The organism is Shimia sp., from assembly GCF_041624275.1.
GTDB lineage: Bacteria > Pseudomonadota > Alphaproteobacteria > Rhodobacterales > Rhodobacteraceae > Shimia.
Genome location: NZ_JBFJVE010000203.1, coordinates 1 through 5202 on the forward strand (window position 1 = coordinate 1; position 5202 = coordinate 5202).

11 protein-coding genes are annotated in these 5202 nt (G+C 68.2%); 8 read left to right on the top strand and 3 right to left on the bottom strand.

Going from position 1 to position 5202, the window contains the following annotated elements:
- Both ABZD10_RS13445 and ABZD10_RS13450 read right to left on the bottom strand, forming a co-directional pair.
- Window positions 1–189, bottom strand: a 189-nt coding sequence (locus tag ABZD10_RS13445; RefSeq protein ID WP_372887214.1) for a nitroreductase family protein, incomplete at its 3' end; no start/stop codon positions are given.
- Between the two features lie 56 nt (window positions 190–245).
- Complete coding sequence (locus ABZD10_RS13450) at window positions 246–1367, bottom strand: class II histone deacetylase (RefSeq protein WP_372887216.1); 1122 nt, start codon at window positions 1365–1367, stop codon at window positions 246–248.
- A gap of 111 nt (window positions 1368–1478) precedes the next feature.
- Here ABZD10_RS13450 and ABZD10_RS13455 point away from each other — a divergent pair, with 111 nt between their 5' ends.
- Window positions 1479–1733, top strand: a complete 255-nt coding sequence (locus tag ABZD10_RS13455) for a DUF167 domain-containing protein (protein WP_372887217.1) — start codon at window positions 1479–1481, stop codon at window positions 1731–1733.
- A 134-nt stretch (window positions 1734–1867) separates the two neighbouring features.
- Here ABZD10_RS13455 and ABZD10_RS13460 read toward each other — a convergent pair whose 3' ends face one another.
- The gene (locus ABZD10_RS13460) at window positions 1868–2113 is read right to left on the bottom strand and encodes a hypothetical protein (RefSeq protein WP_372887219.1); all 246 of its coding nucleotides are present in this window, start codon (window positions 2111–2113) and stop codon (window positions 1868–1870) included.
- A gap of 108 nt (window positions 2114–2221) precedes the next feature.
- On the opposite strand from ABZD10_RS13460, the gene ABZD10_RS13465 reads away from it, so the two are divergent.
- The 7 genes from ABZD10_RS13465 (at window position 2222) to ABZD10_RS13495 (ending at window position 5017) form a co-directional block, all read left to right on the top strand.
- Window positions 2222–2935, top strand: coding sequence for a M48 family metallopeptidase (locus ABZD10_RS13465; RefSeq protein ID WP_372887221.1), 714 nt, complete (start codon window positions 2222–2224; stop codon window positions 2933–2935).
- A 3-nt stretch (window positions 2936–2938) separates the two neighbouring features.
- Window positions 2939–3298, top strand: a complete 360-nt coding sequence (locus ABZD10_RS13470; RefSeq protein ID WP_372887223.1) for a YigZ family protein — start codon at window positions 2939–2941, stop codon at window positions 3296–3298.
- Between the two features lie 131 nt (window positions 3299–3429).
- Window positions 3430–3696, top strand: coding sequence for a DUF6455 family protein (locus ABZD10_RS13475; protein ID WP_372887225.1), 267 nt, complete (start codon window positions 3430–3432; stop codon window positions 3694–3696).
- A complete protein-coding gene (locus tag ABZD10_RS13480; RefSeq protein ID WP_372887227.1) occupies window positions 3693–3971 on the top strand; it encodes a DUF6455 family protein in 279 nt (92 codons plus the stop codon). The genes ABZD10_RS13475 and ABZD10_RS13480 overlap by 4 nt, the downstream gene beginning before the upstream one ends.
- Window positions 3968–4246: a DUF6455 family protein gene (locus ABZD10_RS13485; RefSeq protein WP_372887229.1), complete on the top strand. Its 279-nt coding sequence runs from the start codon at window positions 3968–3970 to the stop codon at window positions 4244–4246. Before ABZD10_RS13480 ends, ABZD10_RS13485 begins: the two co-directional genes overlap by 4 nt.
- Before the next feature lie 66 nt (window positions 4247–4312).
- Window positions 4313–4567 carry a DUF6455 family protein gene (locus tag ABZD10_RS13490; protein ID WP_372887231.1) on the top strand — a complete coding sequence of 85 codons (255 nt, stop codon included), beginning with the start codon at window positions 4313–4315 and terminating at the stop codon, window positions 4565–4567.
- A gap of 87 nt (window positions 4568–4654) precedes the next feature.
- Window positions 4655–5017, top strand: a complete 363-nt coding sequence (locus ABZD10_RS13495; RefSeq protein ID WP_372887233.1) for a diacylglycerol kinase — start codon at window positions 4655–4657, stop codon at window positions 5015–5017.
- Window positions 5018–5202 lie beyond the last annotated feature (185 nt).

The window sequence follows — 5202 nt, forward strand, 5'->3', positions numbered from 1 at the left end:
CGCCATGGCGCCGGCCTCGATCACCATCAGCCGCCAGGGCTCCAGCTTGCCATGGTCGGGGCTGCGCAGGGCGGCGCGCAGGATCGGTTCCAGCGCCGCGCGCCCGGGCACCGGCGCGGTCAGGGTCTTGGCCGGGCGCGAACGGCGGGTCAGCAGAAAATCGAGCGCCTCTGGATTGGGGTCGGGCATGAAACCTCCGGAGTTGAAACAGCTGCCCCGAGATGTCGGCAAAATCGCGCCCGGTTTCAACCGCTCGCGGGCATATCGGCCAGATTTTCCGCCATTTCCCCGATCAGCCCGGTGACGAAGCCGTCAAAACGCGAATCCGGCTGGCGCGCGCGCAGGGTCTCGGCCATCGGGTCCGGCACGTGAATGGCGCTGCCCGACAGCTGCTCCAGAACCGCATGGCCGCAGAAGGGCACATAGGCCTCGCTGTAACCGCCCTCATGGACCAGCACCAGCCGGCCACCGCACAGCTTCTCGGCCGCGCCCATCACCTGCCGCGTCATCTCGCGGAAGGTCTCGGCGCTGGCCATCATCCGCGACAAGGGGTCGAAGGCGGCGGCGTCGTAACCGCAGGCGACGACGATCACCTCCGGGGCGAAACGGTCGAGCGCCGGCAGCACGATGCGCCGCATGGCCTCGAGATAGGCCTGATGCCCGGCCCCCGGCGGCAGCGGCACATTGAGGTTGAACCCCAGCCCGGCGCCAGTGCCGCGATCGCCGGCGTCGCCACTGTCCAGCGGGTAGTTGCGCGCCTGGTGCAGCGAGACGGTCAGCACGTCGTCGCGGTCGTAAAAGATCGCCTCGGTGCCGTTGCCGTGATGCACGTCCCAGTCGACCACCGCCACGCGGCCCACCATGCCGGCGGCGCGGGCGGCCTCGATGGCGATGGCGATATTGGCCAAGAGGCAGAAGCCGTTCGGCCAGTCGGGCAGGCAGTGATGCCCCGGCGGGCGCGACAGCGCATAGGCGTTCTGCAACTCGCCGGCCAGCACCGCCCGCAGGGCCTCCTTGGCCAGCCCCGCCGACAGCGCCGCCGCCTCGTAGCCGCCCTTGCCGAAGGGGGTGCGCAGGCCCAGCTCGCCGCCGCCCGCGTCCGACATCGCCTTGAACCGATCCAGATAGGCCGCAGGGTGCACCCGCTCCAGATCACCCCGCGTCGCAGGCGCCGCCGAACGCATCTCCAGCTCGGCCGCCAGGCCGCTCACATCCAGCAGGTTTTTCAGCCGCCGCTTGGTCTCGGGGCTCTCGGGCAGGCCGCCGGCCGCCAGCGGCTGCACGTAATCCCCCACCGGCAGGGTCAGCGCATAATCGCCCCCCGAATGCCAGAAACATCTCTCGTCCCAGAAAAACCCGGTTGCCATTTCCCGCCTCTCCTCTTCATCTTGCCGGAAATACTCTCGCCGAAGGCGCCGTTTTTGGCGAGCCAAAAACAGTCTCCACGCGGCAGGGTCGCTCAGCACGCAGGAAGGATCATGTCCGCAGATCTCAGCCACCTAGCCACGCCCGGCGCCGAGATCGCGGTGCGGGTCACGCCGCGGGCGTCGCGCAATGCGATCCGGCGCGACGCAGACCGCATCCGGGTCTATGTCACCACCGCCCCCGAGGGCGGCAAGGCCAATGCCGCGGTGACACGGCTGCTGGCCGGGGCGCTGGGGATCCCGAAATCGCGCCTGCTGCTGCTGCGCGGCCACGGCGCGCGCGACAAGCTGTTCCGGGTCGCAGACTGACGGGGGCTACTGACAGGGGGGCTGCTGTCCGGCTGGCAGGGATCGGCGCGGACAGGGACTGGCGCGGACATGGACTGGCGCAGGCAGGGGCCGGCTCGGGAGGCAGGTCAGGGGGGGGGCGGCTCAGGGGGGGCTCAGGCCCCGTTGTCATCCTGTTGAAGCTTGTAGACCCCCTCGGGCAGGTCCAGCGCCGCCGCCAGTTCGCGCACCTGGTTGATCGACAGGCTGATCTTCTGCACCGAATCGCTGCGCGGGTCGTATTGTTCGACGGTGACGCAGTCCTCGAACAGGTTGATGGTCACGTCCTCGGCCAGCGCCGGGCCGCCCTCGTCGACCAGGGTGACGATCGTGGCGTCAAATTCGTGCTCTATGCTGAACATGCCCCCAGCCTAACGCCTGGTCCCCCGGTTGCAAGCATTATGGGCTGGAACTTCGCGGCAAAGCGGCTAGGCTCGGCGCGCCCGTTGCCAGCAATCCGCGAGTGTCGCATGCCGCCCAAACCCCTTGCCGCGCCGATCCTGTCCCTGTCTCTCTCCCTGCTGCTGCTGGCCGCCTGCCAGACCACCACCGCCCCGCCGCCATCGCAAAGCGCCCCGGTCGCCAGACTGTCGCTGGCCGAGGCCGAGGCCCGTCTGGCGCCGGTGCAGGCGCGGATGGAGCCGGTCGCCGAACGGCAATGCCGCGCCCGCGCCCCCGGCGTGAACTGCGATTTCCAGATCTCGATCGACCCCGACCGCAGCCAGCCGCCCAACGCCTACCAGAGCCAGAGCCCCTCGGGGCGGCCGCGCATCACCTTCACCACGGCGCTGATCGCCGATGCCCGCAATCCCGACGAGCTGGCCTTCGTCCTCGGCCACGAGGCGGCGCATCACATCCAGGGCCATATCGCCCGCAGCCAGGGCGACGCGCTGTCCGGGGCGCTTCTGGCCGGGGTGCTGGCGGTGGCGATCGGCGCCGACGGCAGCGGGGTCGACCTGGCGATGGATCTCGGCGCCGGCATCGGGTCGCGGGTCTATTCCAAGGATTACGAACTCGAGGCCGATCAGCTGGGCACCGTCATCACCCATGACGCGGGTTACGACCCGCTGATCGGGGTGGCCTATTTCACCCGCATCCCCGACCCCGGCAACCGCTTTCTCGGCACCCACCCGCCCAATCGCGACCGCATCGCCCGCGTCGAGGCCACGGCACGGGGGCTCTGAGCCATGCTGCAGCTGCCGGCAGTGCTCAGCGATCGCGGGTCGCGATACGCGGTTTCGGGCGGCGCCGCTGCGGGCCGTGCCGAGGTCGACGATTTCCTCAAGGCGCTGAAACGCGATCGCAAATTCGCCCGGGCGACGCATAATACCTGGGCGGTGCTGCTCTCGGACGGCACCCCGATCAAGGGCGATGACGGCGAAAGCGGCGCCGGCATGGTGATCCTGCGGATGCTGGAACGGGCCGATCTGCGCGATCACGTGATCGTGGTAACCCGCTGGTATGGCGGGACGAAACTGGGCGGAGACAGGTTCCGGCGGGTCCAGGACTGCGTCCGCGCCTACCTCGAGGCGCGCCGGGCCGGATAGCGGCGCAGGGCGCAGGGGCAGGCGCCGAGACGGGCAGAAGAAATATTCCTAATGCATGTTTGATGCAGGTCAAATGGCATTTCCCGTCACCGTGGTATCACTGGCGCCGTGCAACGCAAACGGAGCCTGTGATGACCGGACCGTCGGATTCCAACAAGCCTTCTTCTGACCTGCTGCACCGCATGGCGGCACGCAGGAAGCGCGACCTCGAGGCCGAGGTGCGTTCGGGCCGGATGGCGCCCGAGGATCTGAGCGAGGCCGTCCACCGCTGCCAGTCCTGCGACAACCCCGAGGATTGCCGCCACTGGCTGACCCGCGAAGACACCGCCGCCGCCCCGGCGCCGCTCTATTGCCGCAACCGCGAACTGATGCTCAAGCTGAAGGCCGAGGAAAGATGACCGCCGCGCGTGACCCCGGCGTCCACGGCTGGCTGGCACGGCGCATGAAGACGCTGAGCCGCGCCGACCTGAGCCGCGCCATGCAGCGCGCCGGACTCGGGCGCGCCGACTGGCTGGCGATGACCGGCGACTGCGCCGGCTGTTCCAACGCCGGCGACTGCGGCAGGTTCCTGACGCTGCACGACCGGCGCGGGATCCGCGCCGCCCCCGACACCCGGCCCGATCCGGGCCGCTTCCGGCTTCTGAAAACCGCACTCGAGGAGATGGGACATTGAACGTCGTCTTGCCACTCGGCGATCCCGAGCGCCATTTCTGGATGACCCGCAGCGTCGCCCGTGCCATGGGCGTTTCGCTGGGCGAGGCAATGGCCAGCGGCAGCCTCAGCCCCAAGGAATATGCCGATATGGTGACCCGCTGCCGCCGCTGCCGTTTCGTCGACACCTGCGAGGCCTGGCTGGCCCATAACAGTCTCGACGCCACCGCCGCGCCCGACTGCTGCCAGCACGCCGATCTCTTTGCCGCGCTGAAACGCGCGGCGCGCAGCCCCTGATCCCCTGATCCCCTCACATCCTGACACCGGGGCGATCCGCCCCCCAAAAGGCCACAAGGACATAGAATGAAGTTTTTCAAGAAAATCGACGCCCACGGCGATCTGGTCGAACAGATGTCGGACAAGGTCGGCGTCAAGTGGCGCAAGCTGCTCAGCGACCGGCCCGAGCTGGCCGGCAAGTATCGCGGCGCGGTGATGACCTGCACCCATTGCCGTTCGGTCAAGGACTGCAAGGGCTGGCTGGCCGAGCATGAAAGCGCCGCCGAGGCGCCCGACTACTGCCTCAACCGCGCCCTTCTCGGCAAGCTGGCCGAGTGCTGAGCGCCCGGCGCGCGACCTGCGGCCGTGTGATCTTCTTGGCTTGAATCCGCCGCCCCCCGTGGTCCATTCTGGGCCCGGGAGGCGCCGATGCTGTATTTTTTCCACCGCCTGAAACTGCGGCTGATCTGGAGCTGGGCCGGCTGCCTGCACGCCTGGCGCCACGAGCATTCCTTTCGCAGCTGGGTCTGGGCCAATCTGGTCTCGGGCGGTCTGGCGCTGTGGCTGCCGCTCTTTGCCGGCGAACGCGGCCTGATCCTGGCGCTGGGCCTTCTGGTGCTGGCCTTCGAGCTGCTCAACACCGCCGTCGAACGCGCCATCGACTATATCTCGGAAGACCGGCACCCGATGGCCGCCGCCGCCAAGGACTGCGGCAGCGGCGCAGTGTTCCTCAGCTCGCTCGCCGCCGGCGCCGCCTGGGTGGCGGTGCTGTGGCGCCTGGCGCTGGGGTAGGGGGTAACTTCAGGCTATCGTCCCGTTACTTAACGTTCCGCCGAAGCAGAAGCCTGCTCTGATGAAAAGCGGTCTTTGATCATGGTGCCAATCTGCCGATTGACACGCTGAATTTTTATGCGGGTTTTGATCGTTTCAATATCGTAGTCAGGCATCAGAGAAATGAGTGCAGAATTGACAAAAGA

Excerpts from the sequence above, each read along its gene's own strand:
- ABZD10_RS13450 (WP_372887216.1), bottom strand. The coding sequence starts at position 1,367 with ATGGCAACCGGGTTTTTCTGGGACGAGAGATGTTTCTGGCATTCGGGG.
- ABZD10_RS13455 (WP_372887217.1), top strand. The coding sequence starts at position 1,479 with ATGTCCGCAGATCTCAGCCACCTAGCCACGCCCGGCGCCGAGATCGCG.
- ABZD10_RS13460 (WP_372887219.1), bottom strand. The coding sequence starts at position 2,113 with ATGTTCAGCATAGAGCACGAATTTGACGCCACGATCGTCACCCTGGTC.
- ABZD10_RS13465 (WP_372887221.1), top strand. The coding sequence starts at position 2,222 with ATGCCGCCCAAACCCCTTGCCGCGCCGATCCTGTCCCTGTCTCTCTCC.
- ABZD10_RS13470 (WP_372887223.1), top strand. The coding sequence starts at position 2,939 with ATGCTGCAGCTGCCGGCAGTGCTCAGCGATCGCGGGTCGCGATACGCG.
- ABZD10_RS13475 (WP_372887225.1), top strand. The coding sequence starts at position 3,430 with ATGACCGGACCGTCGGATTCCAACAAGCCTTCTTCTGACCTGCTGCAC.
- ABZD10_RS13480 (WP_372887227.1), top strand. The coding sequence starts at position 3,693 with ATGACCGCCGCGCGTGACCCCGGCGTCCACGGCTGGCTGGCACGGCGC.
- ABZD10_RS13490 (WP_372887231.1), top strand. The coding sequence starts at position 4,313 with ATGAAGTTTTTCAAGAAAATCGACGCCCACGGCGATCTGGTCGAACAG.
- ABZD10_RS13495 (WP_372887233.1), top strand. The coding sequence starts at position 4,655 with ATGCTGTATTTTTTCCACCGCCTGAAACTGCGGCTGATCTGGAGCTGG.